Source organism: Pantoea septica (assembly GCF_002095575.1).
GTDB classification, from domain to species: Bacteria; Pseudomonadota; Gammaproteobacteria; order Enterobacterales; family Enterobacteriaceae; genus Pantoea; species Pantoea septica.
Genome location: NZ_MLJJ01000013.1, coordinates 1 through 18,750, shown reverse-complemented (window position 1 = coordinate 18,750; position 18,750 = coordinate 1). Strand labels below are relative to the sequence as shown.

Below are 18,750 nucleotides of genomic sequence, written 5' to 3'. Positions count from 1 at the left end.
TCGGGTTGCCCTTTCCTGCCGTAAAATTCAGAGCCGCCTTCCCTGGCGGCGCAAGCGCGAAGCGTTACTCTTCTTCGTCCGCTTCCGGCGCGTCGTCTTCCGCTTCCGCTTCCGGCGCGATATCTTCCTCGCCTTCCGCTACGCTGCCGTCGATAGCGTCGAGCTCTTCCTCTTCCACCGGTTCGGCCACGCGCTGCAGACCCACCACGTTCTCATCTTCCGCAGTACGGATCAGAATCACGCCCTGGGTGTTACGGCCGACGATGCTGACCTCGGAGACGCGGGTGCGCACCAGCGTGCCGGCGTCGGTAATCATCATGATCTGATCGCTGTCCACCACCTGCACCGCGCCAATCACCGGACCGTTACGCTCGGTGACTTTAATTGAGATCACGCCCTGCGTGGCGCGCGAACGGGTCGGGTACTCGCTAATTGCGGTACGCTTGCCGTAGCCGTTTTGCGTCACGGTAAGAATGGCGCCCTCTTCACGCGGCACGATCAGCGACACCACGCGATCCCCTTCCGCCAGCTTGATGCCGCGCACGCCCGAGGCGGTACGGCCCATGGCGCGAACGGCGTTCTCAGCGAAGCGCACCACTTTGCCGCCGGCAGAGAAGAGCATCGCCTCGTCGTTGCCGTTGGTCAGCGCCACGCCGATCAGCTCGTCATCTTCGCGCAGGTTTACCGCGATGATGCCCGCGCTGCGCGGACGGCTAAACTCCTGCAACGCCGTTTTCTTCACGGTGCCGCTGGCGGTCGCCATAAAGATGTTGAAGCCTTCGGTGTACTCGCGCACCGGCAGGATGGCGGTAATACGTTCGTCAGGCTGCAGCGGCAGCAGGTTGACGATCGGACGGCCGCGCGCCCCGCGGCTCGCTTCCGGCAGCTGGTAGACCTTCATCCAGTAGAGACGGCCGCGGCTGGAGAAGCAGAGGATAGTGTCGTGGGTGTTGGCCACCAGCAGACGGTCGATAAAATCCTCTTCCTTGATGCGCGCCGCCGACTTGCCTTTGCCGCCGCGACGCTGCGCTTCGTAGTCCGAAAGCGGCTGATACTTCACATAGCCCTGATGCGACAGCGTCACCACCACATCTTCCTGATTGATCAGGTCTTCGATGTTGATGTCCGCGCTGTTGGCGGTGATCTCGGTGCGGCGTTCGTCGCCGAACTGGTCGCGCATGGCGATCAGCTCTTCCCGGATGACTTCCATCAGACGCTCGGCGTTCATCAGGATGTTGAGCAGCTCGGCGATTTGATCCAGCAGCTCTTTGTACTCGTCGAGCAGTTTTTCATGCTCAAGTCCGGTGAGCTTCTGCAGACGCAAATCGAGGATCGCCTGCGCCTGCTGTTCGGTCAGGTAGTAGCGACCGTCGCGGATGCCGAACTCGTCGTCCAGCCACTCCGGACGCGCGGCGTCGTCGCCCGCGCGCTCCAGCATGGCGGCGACGTTGCCCAGATCCCACGCCTGCGCGATCAGGCCCGCTTTCGCTTCAGCCGGATTCGGCGCGCGGCGGATCAGCTCGATAATCGGATCGATGTTGGCCAGCGCGATCGCCAGACCTTCAAGGATATGCGCGCGGTCGCGCGCTTTGCGCAGTTCGAAAATGGTGCGGCGCGTCACGACTTCGCGACGATGGCGCACAAAGGCTTCGAGGATCTCCTTCAGCGTCATGATCTTCGGCTGGCCCTGATGCAGCGCCACCATATTGATGCCGAATGAGACCTGCAGCTGCGTCAGCGAGTAGAGATTGTTCAGCACCACCTCGCCGACCGCATCACGCTTCACTTCGATCACGATGCGCATGCCGTCTTTGTCCGACTCGTCGCGCAGCGCGCTGATGCCTTCGACGCGCTTCTCTTTCACCAGCTCGGCGATCTTCTCAATCAGACGCGCTTTGTTGACCTGGTAAGGGATCTGGTGCACCACAATGGTTTCGCGGCCGGTTTTGGCGTCGGTTTCCACTTCGCCGCGCGCGCGGATATAGATCTTGCCGCGCCCGGTGCGGTACGCCTCTTCAATGCCGCGACGGCCGTTGATAATGGCGGCGGTCGGAAAATCGGGCCCCGGAATGTGCTCCATCAATCCTTCGACGCTGATATCTTCGTCGTCGATATAGGCGAGGCAGCCGTTGATCACTTCCGTCAGGTTGTGCGGCGGAATATTGGTCGCCATCCCAACCGCGATGCCGGAGGAGCCGTTCACCAGTAGGTTAGGGATTTTGGTCGGCAGAACTTCAGGGATCTGCTCGGTGCCGTCATAGTTCGGTACGAAGTCGACGGTCTCTTTTTCCAGGTCTGCCAGCAGATCGTGCGCGATACGCGACATGCGCACTTCGGTATAACGCATCGCCGCGGCGGAGTCGCCGTCGACGGAACCGAAGTTGCCCTGTCCGTCCACCAGCATGTAACGCAGGGAGAAAGGCTGAGCCATGCGGACGATGGTGTCGTAAACGGCGGAATCCCCGTGCGGGTGATATTTACCGATGACGTCACCGACCACACGGGCGGATTTCTTATAGGGTTTGTTCCAGTCGTTACCCAGTTCGCTCATCGCGTAAAGCACGCGGCGGTGGACAGGCTTCAGGCCGTCACGAACATCGGGTAAGGCTCGGCCAACAATGACCGACATGGCGTAATCGAGGTAGGAGCTCTTTAACTCTTCTTCGATATTGACCGGTGTAATTTCTCTTGCAAGGTCGCTCATGGAGCCGCATTCCCTCTACATATGCCCGGATTTTAAAGGTGCGAAAGTATATCACACACCAGCCCGCTGGTGAACGTTAACCACCGTTTTCACGCGCTTTTCGTCGCGCCGGAAAGGTGCCCCCGAAAGCAATAAGCGTTTATACTCAGTCAACATTTTTTCTGGAGTAATGATTCAATGAATGCACAACCGCAGGAAACGCAGCCCAACGTCGATGCGCAGGAAATCGCTAAGTTTGAGGCGGTCGCCTCGCGCTGGTGGGATCTGGAAGGCGAGTTCAAGCCTCTGCACCGCATCAACCCGCTGCGTCTGGGCTTTATCGCGCAGCACAGTAACGGTCTGTTCGGCAAAAAAGTGCTGGACGTCGGCTGCGGCGGCGGCATCCTGGCGGAGAGCATGGCGCGCGAAGGCGCAGAGGTGACCGGTCTCGATATGGGCGCCGAGCCGCTGCAGGTGGCGCGCCTGCATGCGCTGGAACAGGGGGTAACGCTCGACTACGTCCAGCAGACGGTGGAAGATCACGCCGAGGCGTTCGCCGGCCAGTATGACGTGGTGACCTGTATGGAGATGCTGGAGCACGTGCCGGATCCGCGTTCGGTGGTGCACGCCTGCGCCCGTCTGGTGAAGCCGGGCGGCGAAGTCTTCTTCTCTACCATCAACCGCAACCCGAAAGCCTGGCTGATGGCGGTATTCGGCGCGGAATATGTGCTGCGCATGGTGCCGCGCGGCACCCACGACGTGAAGAAGTTTATCCGCCCGTCCGAACTGCTGGGCTGGGTCGACGAAACCGCGCTGCGCGAGCAGCATATCATCGGCCTGCACTACAACCCGCTGAGCGACAAGTTTCGCCTCGGCCGCGGCGTCGATGTGAACTACATGGTGCATACCCGCCACGTGAAAAAGTAACCCGCTGGCGCGCAAGGCGATTGCGCGCCTGCTACCTTGCCGTTCTCGTTTTTTCTCTTCTAACCGCTCCACCGCTAGTCGGTTGTCGGGAAAAAACACAGCGATGTGCGAAAAATCAGCGGTCGATCAAAATCTCGATTTTTTTACCCTGGCAGTTGACACGCGGTTGAGCCTTATAAGTCGCGGGGTTAAGAAATTCCGCACAAAATACAAGCCCCACAGCCATCATTTTTCTGTCTTGTTATCTGGCGGCAGGTCACTAGAATAACCTCCATATTGTTACTCAATCTCTCCCAACCCCCAACATATAGTGTTTATCCACAGAATTATTCACATTGAATAACCCTGTGAATAAACAGGGGACTCTTTTTCACTTACGGATGGTATAACGCGACATGAATCAAAGTCTGCTCGTTACTAAACGCGATGGCCGCCAGGAACGCATTGATCTCGATAAGATTCACCGGGTACTCGACTGGGCCGCTGAAGGGCTGAACAACGTCTCTGTTTCCCAGGTCGAACTGCGCTCCCATATCCAGTTCTACGATGGCATCAGAACCTCAGATATTCATGAGACCATCATCAAGGCCGCAGCAGACCTGATCTCGCGCGACGCGCCGGACTATCAATACCTTGCTGCCCGCCTGGCGATCTTCCATCTGCGCAAAAAAGCGTACGGCCAGTTCGAGCCGCCGAAGCTGTACGATCAGGTGGTGCGCATGGTGGAGATGGGCAAATACGATCCTCATCTGCTGGAAGACTACACGGTTGAAGAGTTCGAGCAGATGGACGGCTTTATCGACCACTGGCGCGATATGAACTTCTCCTACGCCGCGGTCAAGCAGCTGGAAGGCAAATACCTGGCGCAGAACCGCGTCACCGGCGATATCTACGAGAGCGCGCAGTTCCTTTATATTCTGGTTGCCGCCTGCCTGTTCTCCGGCTATCCGCGCGACACCCGCATGGATTACATCAAGCGCTTCTACGACGCGATCTCTACCTTTAAGATTTCGCTGCCGACGCCGATCATGTCCGGCGTGCGCACCCCGACGCGCCAGTTCAGCTCCTGCGTGCTGATCGAGTGCGGCGACAGCCTCGACTCCATCAACGCCACTTCCAGCGCCATCGTGAAGTATGTGTCGCAGCGCGCCGGCATCGGCATCAACGCCGGCCGCATTCGCGCGCTGGGCAGCCCGATCCGCGGCGGCGAAGCCTTCCACACCGGCTGTATTCCGTTTTACAAGCACTTCCAGACCGCGGTGAAATCCTGCTCGCAGGGCGGCGTTCGCGGCGGCGCGGCGACGCTGTTCTACCCGATGTGGCATCTGGAAGTAGAAAGCCTGCTGGTGCTGAAGAACAACCGCGGCGTAGAAGGCAACCGCGTGCGTCACATGGACTACGGCGTGCAGATCAATAAGCTGATGTATCAGCGCCTGCTGAAGGGCGAAGAGATCACCCTGTTCAGCCCGTCCGACGTCCCTGGCCTGTACGACGCTTTCTTTGCCGATCAGGACGAGTTTGAGCGCCTCTACACCAAATATGAGAAAGACGACAGCATCCGCAAACAGCGCGTGAAAGCGGTCGATCTCTTCTCGCTGATGATGCAGGAGCGCGCCTCCACTGGCCGTATCTACATCCAGAACGTCGACCACTGCAATACCCACAGCCCGTTCGACGCCAGCATTGCGCCGGTGCGCCAGTCTAACCTTTGCCTGGAGATCGCCCTGCCGACCAAACCGCTGGAAGATGTCAACGACGAGAACGGCGAAATCGCCCTCTGTACGCTGTCGGCGTTCAACCTCGGCGCGATCGAGAGCCTGGACGATCTCGAAGAGCTGGCGACCCTGGCGGTACGCGCCCTCGACGCCCTGCTCGACTATCAGGACTACCCGATTCCAGCCGCGAAACGCGGCGCAATGGGCCGCCGCACCCTGGGTATCGGCGTGATCAACTTCGCTTACTACCTGGCGAAGAACGGCGTGCGCTACTCTGACGGCAGCGCCAACAACCTGACGCACAAAACCTTCGAAGCGATTCAGTACTACCTGCTGAAAGCCTCGAACGAGCTGGCGAAAGAGCAAGGCGCCTGCCCGTGGTTCAACGAAACCACCTACTCGCAGGGCATTATGCCGATCGATACCTATAAAAAGGATCTCGACAGCATCTGCAACGAGCCGCTGCACCTGGACTGGGACGGCCTGCGCGAGTCGATCAAGACGCACGGCCTGCGCAACTCAACGCTCTCCGCGCTGATGCCGTCCGAGACCTCGTCGCAGATCTCCAACGCCACCAACGGCATTGAGCCGCCGCGCGGCCATATCAGCATCAAAGCCTCTAAAGACGGCATTCTGCGTCAGGTGGTGCCGGAGTATGAGCGTCTGAAAGATCAGTACGAGCTGCTGTGGGAAATGCCGTCCAACGACGGTTATCTGCAGCTGGTCGGCGTGATGCAGAAGTTTATCGATCAGGCGATCTCCTCCAACACCAACTACGATCCGTCGCGCTTCGCCAACGGCAAGGTGCCGATGAAGCAGCTGCTGAAAGATCTGCTGACCGCGTATAAGTTCGGCGTGAAAACGCTCTACTACCAAAACACCCGCGACGGCGCGGAAGACGCCCAGGACGATCTGGCGCCTTCTATCCAGGATGACGGTTGCGAAAGCGGCGCTTGTAAGATTTAAGGTTGGGCGGGAGCGCGTCTCCCGCCTGCGTTATTTCACGGGGCCGCGCTGCGCCCCGTCTACATTTGGACAGTTTGTATGGCTTACACTACGTTCTCACAGAATAAAAACGATCAGCTGAAAGAGCCGATGTTCTTTGGTCAGTCCGTCAACGTGGCGCGCTTCGACCAGCAGAAATATGACATTTTTGAAAAGCTGATTGAAAAGCAGCTCTCTTTTTTCTGGCGTCCGGAAGAGGTCGACGTCTCGCGCGACCGCATCGACTATCAGGCGCTGCCGGAGCATGAGAAGCATATTTTCATCAGCAACCTGAAATACCAGACCCTGCTCGACTCAATTCAGGGCCGCAGCCCGAACGTCGCGCTGCTGCCGCTGATTTCCATTCCCGAGCTGGAAACCTGGGTCGAAACCTGGGCCTTCTCCGAGACTATCCACTCGCGCTCTTACACCCATATCATCCGCAACATCGTCAACGATCCGTCGCTGGTGTTCGACGATATCGTCACCAACGAGCAGATCCTCGCGCGCGCGCAGGATATCTCTAAGTACTACGACGATCTGATCGAGATGACCAACTACTGGCATCTGCTGGGCGAAGGCACGCATCAGGTTAACGGCAAGAGCGTGACCGTGAACCTGCGCGCGCTGAAAAAGCAGCTCTATATCTGCCTGATGAGCGTTAACGCGCTGGAGGCGATTCGCTTCTACGTCAGCTTCGCCTGCTCTTTCGCCTTCGCCGAGCGCGAGCTGATGGAAGGCAACGCCAAGATTATCCGTCTGATTGCGCGCGACGAAGCGCTGCATCTGACCGGCACCCAGCATATGCTGAACCTGATGCGCACCGGCGAAGACGATCCGGAGATGAAAGAGATCGCCGCCGAATGCCGTCAGGAGTGTTTCGAACTGTTCAAGAAGGCGGCCGACCAGGAGAAAGAGTGGGCGGAATATCTGTTTAGCGGCGGTTCGATGATCGGCCTGAACAAAGATATTCTCTGCCAGTACATCGAGTACATCACCAATATCCGTATGCAGGCGGTGGGCCTGGATCTGCCGTTCCAGACGCGCTCTAACCCGATTCCGTGGATTAACTCCTGGCTGGTGTCGGACAACGTGCAGGTCGCGCCGCAGGAAGTAGAAGTCAGCTCCTATCTGGTGGGGCAAATCGACTCGGAAGTGGGCGAAGACGACTTTAACGATTTCCAGCTATAAGTATGAGCCGTGCCGTTATTATCCTGCGCAGCTCCGGCCAGCGGCTGGAGTGCGCAGAGCATCACCCTAACCTGCTGACGACGCTCGAAGCGCATAACCTGTGCGTAGAGTTTCAGTGTCGCGAAGGCTACTGCGGTTCGTGCCGCACGCGCCTGCTGAAGGGCGAAGTTCACTATGCCGAAACGCCGCTGGCGTTTGTGGAGCAGGGCGAGATTTTGCCCTGCTGCTGTCTGGCGAAAGGCGAGATTGAAATCGAGCTGTAGCAATTTTTGTTGCCTGCGATAACCGTGCCAGCGCGGGTGTCATGGCCCGATCGCAAAGACGCAAAAAGCGGCATCCCTGCCAGCTCGGCCCGCCCCATCCCTGGGGCGGGACGCTTTGCTCCTCGGGCCATGACGCCCGCGCCCGAGCTTTTTTGCGGTCTGTTAGCAATGACAGTGCCCTTTACAGCTTCACCGACTCCAGCACGTCAATCCAGCCGTGGCCGGTGCTGACCTCGCTGCCGTGCAGCCAGCGGCGCAGCATATTCATCGCCATCATCGCCACCACCTTCTGCCGCGTCTCCAGATTGTGCCGACCGTGGGTAAACTTCACCCGCTGTCCCCAGCTCGCTTCCGGCGTATGGAGCGCCAGCGACACTTCGCCCTCTTCCAGCGCGCCGGTCGACAGCGCCAGCACTGTCCCCTGATGCGCCGCCAGCGCGCGCGTACGCTGCACCTGCTCCTCCAGCCCCTCCTGCTGCGCCGGCAGAATCTCCGCCGCGCTCAGCGGCACCGCTGCCGCCGCCAGCTGCCAGTGCAGCAACCCGGCGGTGTACTGCTCGCTGAGCGCCAGACGGAAGCCGCGATCCTTGAGTTCGCGCGCCAGCAGCGCCGGCAGGCCTTCCGTGCCCTCGAAAATGGTGCACTCCGCCAGCAGCAGACGCACCTGCTGCCAGACCTGCTCCATCGCCACGCGCTGGGAGGCCGGTCCGGTCAGTTTGATTTCGATAATCGGCATTGAAGAGCGATAGCCCATCACCACGCCTTCCGGCAGCGCCAGCGGCTCCAGCTCGGCGGCGATATCGCTCTCGCCGCGGCCGAAGGTTGTGAGGCGCAGGCAGAGCGGCGGTTCAGGCAGGTCGAACTGCTGCTTGAGGCGCGGCAGAATCTGCTGCTCTACCATCACCTTGAATTCAGAGGGCACGCCGGGCGTGAAGAAGATCCAGCAGCGATTCAGCCGAAGCGCAAAGCCGCAGGCAGTGCCGACCGGATTATCCAGCATTTCGGCATTGGCGGGGATCTCCGCCTGCTTGCGGTTGCTCGCCGCCATTACGCGGCCGCGGCTGGCGAACCAGGCCTCGATGTTATCCAGCCACGCCTGATGCAGCACCAGCTCGACGCCGCTGGCTTTCGCCGCCGCCAGCGCGCTGAGATCGTCGCTGGTCGGGCCGAGGCCGCCGTTGACGATCAGCACATCCGCCACCTCGCTGCGCGCCTGCAGCGTTTCCACCAGCGACGACAGCGAATCGCCTACCGTGCTGCGGCTGCTCATCGGCAACCCGTTCTGAAACAGCACATCCGCCAGCCAGGCGGCGTTAGTATCGACGATTTGGCCGTGCAGCACCTCATCCCCTGTAGACAGCATCTCGACTCTTATCACGTATTCATCTCCTTTTGTCCATCGATCTACTGTAGGAAGCGCGCTGGGTAAACTCAACACAATAGTGCGCATTTCGCGTCAGCGGCAGTAAGGGGCAAACAAGAAGGAATGCGAGGAAGGGAAAAACAAACGGCGGGTCGCCCCGCCGTTTTTAGCTGCGACGTCTTAGCGACGCGCCAGCAGCAGGCCGAGCACCAGGCCGGCGGCGGCGCCGATGCCGATACCCTGCCAGGGTTTCTCATGCACGTAGTCGTCGGCGCGGTAAGCGACGTTTTTCGCGCGATAGTAGTAGCTGTCGGAAGCCTGGCTTACGCGTGACTTCACATCTTCCAGCGCCTGCTCCGCTTTGGTTTTGAGCTCGATGTACTTCTGATCGGTCGGATCGCCTGACGACTTTAACACTTCTTCCAGCGTCTCGGTCAACAGCGCCAAATCATCATCCAGATTGGTGTCGAAAGCTTCTGTCTCTTTTACCATCATTTCCTCCGTGTCATTTACAAAGCAGTCTCTTAACTATAGCGGCAAAATCGCCGTTTGCAGGATGGTTTCACCAGGATTCCCCCGAGTTTCCCTTAGCCCGGTTTTAGACGAAATTCCTCGGCCTTCTTGATTAATCTGATAAATTTAAGGCGGACTGAATTTTTCATCTGGCAGACTGTCGTACCCTGCTGTTATCTGCGCTTTTACGTCACCTGCGCGCAGAGCAGGACAGTCACAACACACTCGAACGCTAAGGAATAATTTCTGGCATGAATCGAAGAATGTTTATGAAAGCGTCAATGGCCTTCTCCGCCGTCAGCGGCATGACCGGCCTGTCGACGCTGTTTGCGCAATCCGCCTGGGCAGAAGATGGCATTGCAGACGGTGCCGCCGTGCGCTTCGATTTCGATGTACTGAAAAAGAAAGCCGCCGCGCTGGCGAAGCAACCCTGGGGTGGCGCGCCAGGCGCGCTGCCAGAGACGCTGGCGACGCTGACGCCGCAGGCGTACAACGAAATTCAGTACGACGCCGGTCATTCGCTCTGGAACAATATCCCCGATCGCCAGCTCGACGTGCAGTTTTTCCACGTCGGCATGGGCTTTAAGCGCCGCATCCGCATGTTTTCGGTCGATGCCGACAGCCGCGAAGCGCGCGAGATCCACTTCCGCCCCGAGCTGTTCAACTACAACAACGCGAAGGTGGATACGCAGCAGCTGGTGGGCAAAAACGATCTCGGCTTCGCCGGCTTCCGCGCCTTTAAGAAACCGGAGCTGGCGCGCCGCGATATCGTCTCTTTCCTTGGCGCGAGCTACTTCCGCGCCGTGGACGACACTTATCAGTACGGCCTTTCCGCGCGCGGCGTGGCGGTCAATACCTTCAGCAACGGCGGCGAGGAGTTTCCCGACTTCACCGCATTCTGGTTCGAAACGCCGAAAGCGGACGACACCACCTTTGTCGCCTACGCCCTGCTGGACGGTGCCAGCGTTACCGGCGCCTATAAGTTCACCATTCACTGCGAGGCGAACCGCGTGGTAATGGAGGTGGAGAACCATCTCTATGCGCGCAAAGCGATCCGCCAGCTCGGCATTGCGCCCATGACCAGTATGTTCAGCTGCGGCACCAACGAGCGCCGCATGTGCAATACCTATCATCCGCAGATCCACGACTCCGATCGTTTGGCGATGTGGAGCGGCAGCGGCGAGTGGATCGCGCGTCCGCTGAATAACCCGCAGAAGCTGCAGTTCAACGCCTATCAGGATGAGAACCCGCGCGGCTTCGGCCTGTTGCAGCTTAATCACGATTTCAAAGATTATCAGGATGTTATCGGCTGGTATGACAAGCGCCCCAGCCTGTGGGTCGAGCCGGTGGGCAAATGGGGCAAGGGCGCCATCAATCTGATGGAGATCCCCACCACCGGCGAAACGCTGGATAACATCGTCTGCTTCTGGCAGCCGGCCGAGCCGGTGAAGGCGGGCAGCGAATTCAGCTTCTCTTACAAGCTTTATTGGAGCGGCCTGCCGCCGGTGCGCAGCGGTCTCGCGCGCGTCGACGCCACCCGTACCGGCATCGGCGGCTTCCCGGAAGGCTGGGCGCCGGGCGAGCATTTCCCTGAGAAGTGGTGTCGTCGCTTCGCCATTGATTTCGTCGGCGGCGATTTAAAAGCGGCCGCGCCGAAGGGTATCGAGCCGGTGATTACCCTGTCATCCGGCACCTTTAAGCAGGTAGAGATCCTTTACGTCGAGCCGATGAACGGCTATCGCATCTTGTTCGACTGGTATCCAGAGAGCGACGCCACAACGCCGGTGGAGATGCGTCTGTTCCTGCGCACGAAAGATGAAACCCTGAGCGAGACCTGGCTCTATCAGTATTTCCCGCCGCCGGCGGATCAGCGCAAATATGTTGATGACCGCCAGATGACGGTGGGCTAAAAGAGAAACGGCGAGCTTTTAGCTCGCCGTTTTTTTATTTGCGCATATCGATATGCGGAATGTTGTCTTCCAGATAGATCTCGCCGACCGCCTGAAAACCGAAGCGCCCATAGAAATTCTGCAGGTGCGCCTGCGCCGACAGATATACCCCGCGCCCCGGCCAGTGCTGCTCGCAGCTGCGTAGCGCCTGCTCCATCAGCCGGTTGCCGAGATTGATTCCCCGCGCGCTGGCAGAGACGACCACGCGCCCGATCGCCACCGGCGCGGCCTCGTCCGCAGGCGTCAAAATACGCGCGTAGGCCACCAGCTCGTCGCCGCGCATCCCCAGAATATGGCGGTTATCCGCCACCAGATCCTGACCGTCGACGTCCAGATAGGGACAGGTCTGCTCAACGATGAACACTTCGCAGCGCAGCGCCAGCAGCGCATAAAGCTGCCGCGCGCTCAGTTCGCTGTGATGCCTGTCTTGCCAGCTGATATCCATAGGCTCTCCTGAAGACAAAAAAAATCAGGCCCGAGGGCCTGATTTCACAAGGGTAAACGCGGTTTACATCAGCGGCTGCGCCATCTGCACCAGCGTAATCAGCGGCTGCGGATAAACGCCGAGCAGCAGCACCAGAATCGCTGAAATCAGCACGACCACGCCGCCGGCGGTAAACGCCCAGTTGGCCGGGGTATCGCGCGTATGCAGCTCCGGCGGGCTGAGGTAGAGACTCACTGTCACGCGCAGATAGTAGTAGAGGCCGATGGCGCTGCCGACAACCACGGCCGCCGTCAGCCACCACAGCTTCGCGTTGACGCCGGAAGCGATAACGTAGAATTTGCCGATAAAGCCGAGCGTCATTGGAATGCCGGCCAGCGACAGCATCATTACCGTCATCACCGCCGACAGCACCGGACGGTGCCAGAACAGGCCGCGATAGGAGTAGAGCGAATCGGCATCCGGGCCGCGGTACGGGCTGGACATCAGGCTGACGACGCCAAACGCGCCCAGGCTGCTGAACAGGTAGCCCGCCAGATAAACGCCTGCGGTCTCCAGCGACAGCTGATGGGTTTTCACCGCGATCAGCGCCACCAGCAGATAGCCGAGATGCGCAATCGAGGAGTAGCCCAGCAGACGTTTAATGTTGCTTTGCGAAATCGCCATCAGGTTGCCGAACAGAATCGACACGAAGGCGATCAGACCCAGCACGGTGCGCACCGCCTCGCTGTCGGTCAGCGGCGCGTACATAAACAGACGCATTATCACGCCGAAGATGGCGATCTTGCTGGCGGTGGCGAGGAAGGTCGACACCGGCGCAGGCGCGCCCTGATAGACGTCCGGGGTCCAGAGGTGGAACGGCACCAGCGACAGCTTAAAGCCGAGGCCGATAATCATCATGCCGAGACCCACCAGCAGCAGCGGCTGCTGAATCATGGCGTCGTTCAGGCTCTCTCCCAGCTTCACGAAGCTCAGGCTGCCGGAATCGGCATAGATCAGCGCGATGCCGAACAGCAGGAAAGAGGAGGCGGCCGCCGACAGAATGGTATATTTCAGCGCCGCTTCCAGCGAACGCTTCTGCCGGAAGGCGTAGCCGATCATACCGAACAGCGGCAGCGACAGCAGCTCGACGCCGATAAACAGCGACGCCAGATGATTGGCGCTCGCCAGCACGATGCCGCCCAGCGTCGCAATCAGCACCAGCAGATAGAACTCATCCTTGTTATCCGGAAAACCGGCCAGCCAGGGATAGGCAAAGGTACAGGTTGCCAGGCTCGCCAGGATCACCAGCGCGGTATAGAACACGGCGTAAGGATCGATCCGCAGCAGCGGCGTCACGTCCATTGCGCCCGCCTGCCCCACAAACCAGAGCGAAACCAGCGCCAGGTTCAGACCGATGACCGTCAGCGTGGCGTTAACAAAGTGGTTGCGTCGCCAGGCAATGGACAGCATCACAACCACCACCGTCAATCCGACGATCAACAGCGGTAGCAACGCGATCAATTGTTGAAAAGTTATTGTCATGGCGAATTACGGCCTTGTAGTTGAAATTGAAGCGGTAAACCACTGCTGAATATTGCTCATGGCGGCATGGGACGTATCCAGAATCGGCTGCGGGTAAACGCCCAGCAGCACCAGCAGAACCACCAGCACCATAATCATCGTAAATTCACGCGGCGACATGCCCGGCAGCGGATCTTTCGACTTCGCTTCGCCGTAGTAGGCGCGCTGCATCATGATCAGCGAGTAGACCGAGGCGAACACCAGGCCGAAAGTGGCGATAACGATAATCACCGGCACCACCTGGAAGCTGCCCGTCAGGATCATAAATTCGCCGGCGAAGTTGCCGGTGCCCGGCATCCCCAGATTCGCGACCGCAAAGAAGAGCGACAGGCCCGGAATCCACTTAATGCGCGACCAGAGGCCGCCCATCTGACGCATATCGCGCGTATGCAGACGCTCATAGAGCTGACCGCACAGAATAAAGAGCGCGGCGGCGGAGAGGCCGTGCGCAATCATCTGCACCACGGCGCCCTGGAAGGCAAGCTGGCTGCCGGTATAGATGGCGATCAGCACGAAGCCCATATGGGAAATCGAGGTGTAGGCGATCAGGCGTTTGATATCGGTCTGCGAGAAGGCCATCCAGGCGCCGTAGAAGATGCCGATAATGCCCAGCCACATGGCGATCGGCGCGAATTCCGCCGAGGCGTTAGGGAACAGCGGCAGGCTAAAGCGCAGCAGACCGTAAGCGGCGGTTTTCAGCAGAATGCCGGCGAGGTCCACTGAACCCGCCGTCGGCGCCTGGCTGTGGGCGTCCGGCAGCCAGCCGTGCAGCGGCACCACCGGCATTTTTACCGCGAAGGCGATAAAGAAGCCCAGCATCAGCAAGTATTCCACCGTATGCGACATCGGCGTTTTCAGCAGCTGCTCGTAGTTGAACGTCCAGACGCCGGTGGCGTTGTAGTGCACGAACACCAGCGCCAGAATCGCAATCAGCATCACCAGACCCGAAGACTGGGTATAGATGAAAAACTTGGTGGCGGCGGTGATACGGGTTTTACCGTCGGATGCCTTATGACCCCAGAGCGCGATGAGGAAGTACATCGGCACCAGCATCATCTCCCAGAAGAAGAAGAACAGGAACATATCGATCGCCAGGAAGACGCCGATGACGCCGCCCAGAATCCACATCAGATTGAGATGGAAAAAGCCCTGATACTTCTCGATTTCGTTCCAGGAACAGAGCACCGCCATCAGACCGAGCAGCCCGGTCAGCACCACCATCAGCAGCGACAGGCCATCCAGCGCCAGATGGAAATTGATGCCGAAGCGCGGGATCCAGGAGGCGGAGAACTCCGACTGCCACTGCGGCATGCCCGCGGCCTGCGTCAGTGAATAGCCGCCCTGCAGCCAGAGCTGCAGCGAAATCGCCAGCGTCAGGCCCATGGTGATCAGGGCTATCCAGCGCGGCGTTTTCGCGCCGAGGCGCTCAGCCAGCCAGCAGAGCAAGCCGCCGACGAATGGAATGATTATTAGCCAAGGTAGTAGCACTGAAGTCTTTCCCTTTTTTCTGCCTGTTTTTGGGCTATCCTGCCTGCCGTTTTTGTCCCCGGCAGCGCTCGCAATCTTCACGTAGTTCAGTACGTTCCGGCTGCTGCGCGCTGACGGTCCTAAAACCGACTGCATCGATAACGCCCGCATATTGGGCAATTTTTAACATTCTTGACCAGGGGCGACTCGCCGAGCCGCCCCGCTCATCAACCTTAAACCACCAGCATCAGCGCCAGCACGACTACGGCGCCTACGCTCATTGAGGCGACATACCAGCGCAGATAGCCGTTTTCGCTGACGACCAGACCTTTGTTGGCGATACGCGACACCAGCGCAGGCAGGTTCATCACCGCATTCAGCGGATCGCGCTGCAGCAGCCAGGCGATGCCGAGATAGGGTTTGACGAACACTTTGTCATAGAGCCAGTCGAAGCCCCAGGCAGCGAACCACCAGGTGCCGAAGAAGCGGCCCGGCGCGCTGTTGGCGATGCGGCTGACCAGCTGACGCTTGCCCAGCCAGAGCGCGGCGGCGATCAGGATACCGACTACGGCAACCACGCCGGAGGCGATCTCCAGTCCGACCTTGCCCGCTTCGCCGGTTTCGCTCTGCGGCAGCACGCCCGCCAGCGGCGGCGTGATCAGCGCGCCGACGAAGGTCGACAGCACCAGCAGCACGATCAGCGGCAGATGATGAGTAATCCCTTTGCCCGCATGCGCGTGGATCTTCTCTTCGCCGTGGAACACGATGAAGATCATGCGGAAGGTATAGATCGAGGTCAGGAAGGCGCCCACCAGGCCAGCCGCCATCAGATTGATGTGGCCGTTCGCCAGCGCGCCGAACAAGATTTCATCTTTACTGTAGAAGCCTGCCGTAATCAGCGGCAGCGCAGCCAGCGCGGCGCCGCCCACCAGGAAGCAGGCGTAAACCAGCGGAATGCTCTTACGCAGGCCGCCCATTTTAAAGATGTTTTGCTCATGATGGCAGGCGAGGATCACCGAACCTGAAGAGAGGAACAGCAGCGCTTTAAAGAAGGCGTGCGTCATCAGGTGGAAAATCGCCGCGTCCCACGCCTGCACGCCGAGCGCCAGGAACATGTAGCCGATCTGGCTCATGGTCGAGTAGGCCAGCACGCGTTTGATATCGGTTTGCACCAGCGCGGCGAAGCCGGCCAGCACCAGCGTAATGGCGCCGACGATGCCGACCAGATGCAGCACGTCCGGCGTCAGCAGGAACAGACCGTGGCTGCGGGCGATCAGGTATACGCCCGCCGTTACCATGGTCGCGGCGTGGATCAGCGCCGACACCGGCGTCGGACCGGCCATCGCGTCCGCCAGCCAGGTTTGCAGCGGCAGCTGCGCCGACTTACCAACCGCGCCGCCCAGCAGCATCAGCGTCGCCCACTGCAGCATATGGTTGTCCGCCGCAAAGTGCTGCGGCGCCAGCTCCATCATCTCGCGGAAGTTGAGCGTGCCCAGTTCGTTGTAGAGAATAAACAGCGCAAAGGCGAGGAAGACGTCGCCGACGCGGGTGATGATAAAGGCCTTCATCGCCGCTTTGCCGTTTTCCGGATTGCTGTAGTAGAAGCCGATCAGCAGATAGGAGCAGAGCCCTACCCCTTCCCAACCGAGATACATCAGCATCAGGTTGTCGGCCAGCACCAGCACCACCATGCTCGCGATGAACAGGTTGGTGTAGGCGAAGAAGCGGGAGTAGCCCTCTTCGCCGCGCATATACCAGGAGGCGAACATGTGGATCAGGAAGCCGACGCCGGTGACCACCGACAGCATGGTGAGCGATAGCCCGTCCAGCGTCAGATTGACTTTAATGTCGAAGTTGCCGACCTGCATCCATGTCCAGAGCGCCTGGTTGAAAGGCTGCTGGCCATTGGCGAAAAAGTCGATGCCGACATACAGCGTCACCAGCGCCGCCAGGCCTACCGAGCCCATACCGATCGCGGCCGACAGATTCTCCGACCAGCGACCACGCGAAAATGACAACAGCAGGAAGCCGATTAGCGGAAACAGGATTGTTAAGTAGAGAAGATTCATCCGCGCATCTCGCTCACAGTATCAATGTTCAGCGTCTGACGACGACGATAGAGCTGGAGCAGCAGCGCCAGGCCGATGCTGGCTTCCGCCGCCGCAAGGCTGATCGCCAGGATATACATCACCTGCCCATCCGCCTGTCCCCAGTAGCTGCCTGCTACGACCAGCGCCAGCGCGGCCGCGTTGATCATGATCTCAAGGCCGATCAGCATAAACAGCAGGTTGCGGCGTATCACCAGTGATGTCAGTCCAAGGACAAACAGCACGGCGGCAAGAATTAAGCCGTGTTGTAACGGGATCATGCGTGCTCCTCCTTATTGGCGTCGCGGTTGCTCAGCACTTCGCCCTGGCGCTCTTCGCGTCCGACGTGGAACGCCACCACCAGACCCGCCAGCAGCAGCATAGAGGCGAGTTCTACCGCCAGAACGTAAGGACCGAACAGGCTGATGCCTACCGCTTTGGCGTCGATGACCGTGCCGTCGATGCCCTGATCGTTGGCGGTCAGAATGGCGTACACCATCACCACCAGCAGCAGCAGCGAGACGATGCCGGGCCCAATCCACAGCGAGGGCTGCAGCCAGTCGCGCTCCTGCTTCACCGTGGCGTTGCCCAGGTTAAGCATCATCACCACGAAGACGAACAGCACCATAATGGCGCCGGCGTAAACGATGATCTCCAGCGCGCCGGCGAAGTAGGCGCCGAGCGAAAAGAAGACGCCCGCAACGGAGAGCAGCGACACGATCAGGTACAGCAGCGCATGTACCGGATTGGTGTGGGTGATAACGCGCAGCGTCGTCAGCACCGCCACCAGTCCGCAAAGATAAAACGCAATTTCCATGCCGGGCTCCTTAAGGTAACAAGCCTTTGACGTCGATGGGTTTGGCTTCGTTTTCGGCGTCGCCCTTCTCTTTCCCTTCGATCGCCATACCTGCCATGCGGTAGAAGTTGTACTCGGGATATTTGCCCGGACCGGAGATCAGCAGATCCTCTTTTTCATACACCAGATCCTGGCGCTTGAATTCGCCCAGCTCGAAATCGGGCGTCAGCTGAATTGCAGTGGTCGGGCACGCCTCTTCGCACATCCCGCAAAAAATGCAGCGCGAGAAGTTGATGCGGAAGAATTCCGGGTACCAGCGGCCATCTTTGGTCTCAGCTTTCTGCAGCGAGATACAGCTGACCGGACAGGCCACCGCGCAGAGGTTGCAGGCGACGCAGCGCTCTTCGCCGTCGGGATCGCGCGTCAGCACGATACGGCCGCGGTAACGCGGCGGCAAATAGACCGGCTCTTCCGGGTACATCTGAGTTTCGCGCCTGGCGAAGGCATGCATGCCTATCATCCAGATACTGCGCACTGTCGTGCCGAAGCCAACGACAATATCTTTTAAAGTCATCTCAACACCTCTTACTGCGCGTTGTACAGAATCACTGCGGCGGTCGCCAGCAGGTTCAACAGCGTCAACGGCAGACAGACTTTCCAGCCGAACGACAGCACCTGGTCATAGCGTGGACGCGGAAGCGCAGCACGAATCAGGATAAACATCACCATAAAGAACGCCGTTTTCAGGGCGAACCAGATGAACGGCGGCAGGAACGGACCCTGCCAGCCGCCGAAGAACAGCGTCAC

General features: G+C 59.4%; 16 protein-coding genes. 5 read left to right on the top strand and 11 right to left on the bottom strand.

The genetic code is table 11. The features are described from left to right. Positions 1–64: 64 nt before the first annotated feature. Complete coding sequence (gene gyrA / locus HA46_RS09050) at positions 65–2,704, bottom strand: DNA topoisomerase (ATP-hydrolyzing) subunit A (protein WP_033791629.1); 2,640 nt, start codon at positions 2,702–2,704, stop codon at positions 65–67. A gap of 177 nt (positions 2,705–2,881) precedes the next feature. On the opposite strand from gyrA, the gene ubiG reads away from it, so the two are divergent. The 4 genes from ubiG to yfaE all read left to right on the top strand — a co-directional run bounded on the left by ubiG (position 2,882) and on the right by yfaE (position 7,763). Next, the gene (gene ubiG / locus HA46_RS09045) at positions 2,882–3,610 is read left to right on the top strand and encodes a bifunctional 2-polyprenyl-6-hydroxyphenol methylase/3-demethylubiquinol 3-O-methyltransferase UbiG (protein WP_033750429.1); all 729 of its coding nucleotides are present in this window, start codon (positions 2,882–2,884) and stop codon (positions 3,608–3,610) included. Positions 3,611–4,005: 395 nt separating this feature from the next. Then, positions 4,006–6,291: a class 1a ribonucleoside-diphosphate reductase subunit alpha gene (gene nrdA / locus HA46_RS09040; protein WP_033791630.1), complete on the top strand. Its 2,286-nt coding sequence runs from the start codon at positions 4,006–4,008 to the stop codon at positions 6,289–6,291. A gap of 78 nt (positions 6,292–6,369) precedes the next feature. Continuing rightward, positions 6,370–7,500, top strand: coding sequence for a class Ia ribonucleoside-diphosphate reductase subunit beta (gene nrdB / locus HA46_RS09035; protein WP_033791631.1), 1,131 nt, complete (start codon positions 6,370–6,372; stop codon positions 7,498–7,500). A 2-nt stretch (positions 7,501–7,502) separates the two neighbouring features. Then, the gene (gene yfaE, locus HA46_RS09030) at positions 7,503–7,763 is read left to right on the top strand and encodes a class I ribonucleotide reductase maintenance protein YfaE (RefSeq protein WP_033791632.1); all 261 of its coding nucleotides are present in this window, start codon (positions 7,503–7,505) and stop codon (positions 7,761–7,763) included. Positions 7,764–7,944: 181 nt separating this feature from the next. Here the strand turns inward: yfaE and HA46_RS09025 are convergent, their stop codons facing one another. Both HA46_RS09025 and elaB read right to left on the bottom strand, forming a co-directional pair. Further along, positions 7,945–9,141, bottom strand: a complete 1,197-nt coding sequence (locus HA46_RS09025; RefSeq protein WP_033791633.1) for a nicotinamide mononucleotide deamidase-related protein YfaY — start codon at positions 9,139–9,141, stop codon at positions 7,945–7,947. Positions 9,142–9,306: 165 nt separating this feature from the next. Then, on the bottom strand, positions 9,307–9,618 hold the full coding sequence (elaB, locus tag HA46_RS09020) for a stress response protein ElaB (RefSeq protein ID WP_033750444.1): 312 nt from the start codon (positions 9,616–9,618) through the stop codon (positions 9,307–9,309). Between the two features lie 272 nt (positions 9,619–9,890). On the opposite strand from elaB, the gene HA46_RS09015 reads away from it, so the two are divergent. Then, entirely contained in the window at positions 9,891–11,549 is a 1,659-nt protein-coding gene (locus HA46_RS09015; protein WP_084883763.1) for a glucan biosynthesis protein D, read from the top strand. A 34-nt stretch (positions 11,550–11,583) separates the two neighbouring features. On the opposite strand, the gene HA46_RS09010 is transcribed toward HA46_RS09015, so the two are convergent. The 8 genes from HA46_RS09010 to HA46_RS08975 all read right to left on the bottom strand — a co-directional run. Then, positions 11,584–12,033 carry a GNAT family N-acetyltransferase gene (locus HA46_RS09010; RefSeq protein WP_084883760.1) on the bottom strand — a complete coding sequence of 150 codons (450 nt, stop codon included), beginning with the start codon at positions 12,031–12,033 and terminating at the stop codon, positions 11,584–11,586. 63 nt (positions 12,034–12,096) lie between these two features. Continuing rightward, complete coding sequence (gene nuoN, locus HA46_RS09005) at positions 12,097–13,554, bottom strand: NADH-quinone oxidoreductase subunit NuoN (protein WP_033791636.1); 1,458 nt, start codon at positions 13,552–13,554, stop codon at positions 12,097–12,099. 6 nt (positions 13,555–13,560) lie between these two features. Then, positions 13,561–15,081 (bottom strand): NADH-quinone oxidoreductase subunit M, encoded by a 1,521-nt coding sequence (nuoM, locus tag HA46_RS09000; protein WP_033750456.1) that lies wholly within the window; start codon positions 15,079–15,081, stop codon positions 13,561–13,563. A 212-nt stretch (positions 15,082–15,293) separates the two neighbouring features. Next, positions 15,294–17,129, bottom strand: a complete 1,836-nt coding sequence (gene nuoL, locus HA46_RS08995; RefSeq protein WP_084883758.1) for an NADH-quinone oxidoreductase subunit L — start codon at positions 17,127–17,129, stop codon at positions 15,294–15,296. Then, positions 17,126–17,428, bottom strand: a complete 303-nt coding sequence (nuoK, locus tag HA46_RS08990) for an NADH-quinone oxidoreductase subunit NuoK (protein ID WP_003854236.1) — start codon at positions 17,426–17,428, stop codon at positions 17,126–17,128. Before nuoK ends, nuoL begins: the two co-directional genes overlap by 4 nt. Then, on the bottom strand, positions 17,425–17,964 hold the full coding sequence (gene nuoJ / locus HA46_RS08985; protein ID WP_033750465.1) for an NADH-quinone oxidoreductase subunit J: 540 nt from the start codon (positions 17,962–17,964) through the stop codon (positions 17,425–17,427). Before nuoJ ends, nuoK begins: the two co-directional genes overlap by 4 nt. Positions 17,965–17,974: 10 nt before the next feature. Beyond that, a complete protein-coding gene (nuoI, locus tag HA46_RS08980) occupies positions 17,975–18,517 on the bottom strand; it encodes an NADH-quinone oxidoreductase subunit NuoI (RefSeq protein WP_084883755.1) in 543 nt (180 codons plus the stop codon). Between the two features lie 11 nt (positions 18,518–18,528). Further along, on the bottom strand, positions 18,529–18,750 hold a 222-nt coding region (locus HA46_RS08975), incomplete at its 5' end, for an NADH-quinone oxidoreductase subunit H (protein WP_208857408.1).